Annotated in this window: 1 pseudogene; it reads left to right on the forward strand. The window is 43.0% G+C overall.

The window, feature by feature from the left end:
* Positions 1–71: 71 nt before the first annotated feature.
* Positions 72–656: pseudogene (locus R8O10_RS25615) on the forward strand (MFS transporter); the annotation flags it as partial.

The following is a 656-nucleotide window of genomic DNA, read 5'->3' on the forward strand; positions in this document are numbered from 1 at the left end:
AAATAATAATGATATTGCGAATTCGTTACATTTAAAGCTATGATGATGACTTCATATCTAAAGGATGCATCATGAATACCTCTTCTCACGGCTGGAGAACGCCACAAAATTTCCTTCTGTTGATCTCGATTATTGTGCCCATTGCCTTTTCTACCTGGATGGCTTTGCTGAATAACTTTGTTATTGAAAAAGCGAACTTTGATGGGGCGGACATTGGCTTATTACAAAGCGTGCGTGAGATACCGGGCTTTTTAGCCTTTACCGCCGTGTTTGTGTTGTTGTTTATCCGCGAACAACGATTCATGTTGGTGTCTTTAGCGATGCTAACACTTGGTACAGCATTAACAGGTTACTTTCCCACTTTGTACGGTTTACTTTTTACGACCTTGTTGATGTCCACTGGTTTTCACTACTTTGAAACATTGAAGCAGTCCCTGTCTTTGCAATGGCTATCGAAAGAAGAAGCGCCAGAAATGCTAGGCAAGTTTATCTCGGTCGGCGCGCTGGCTTCTCTGTTTACCTACGGCGCGATTTGGATTTTTCTAGAGCAGCTTAAATTTGATTTCAAAACCGTGTATTTGCTGGCGGGTGGCGTTGGCTTTGTGTTGATCATCGTGATGGCACTGGCGTTTCCTCAGTTCAAAACAGCAGTGCCA

The organism is Vibrio sp. 1727 (assembly GCF_033344415.1).
GTDB classification, from domain to species: Bacteria; Pseudomonadota; Gammaproteobacteria; order Enterobacterales; family Vibrionaceae; genus Vibrio; species Vibrio alginolyticus.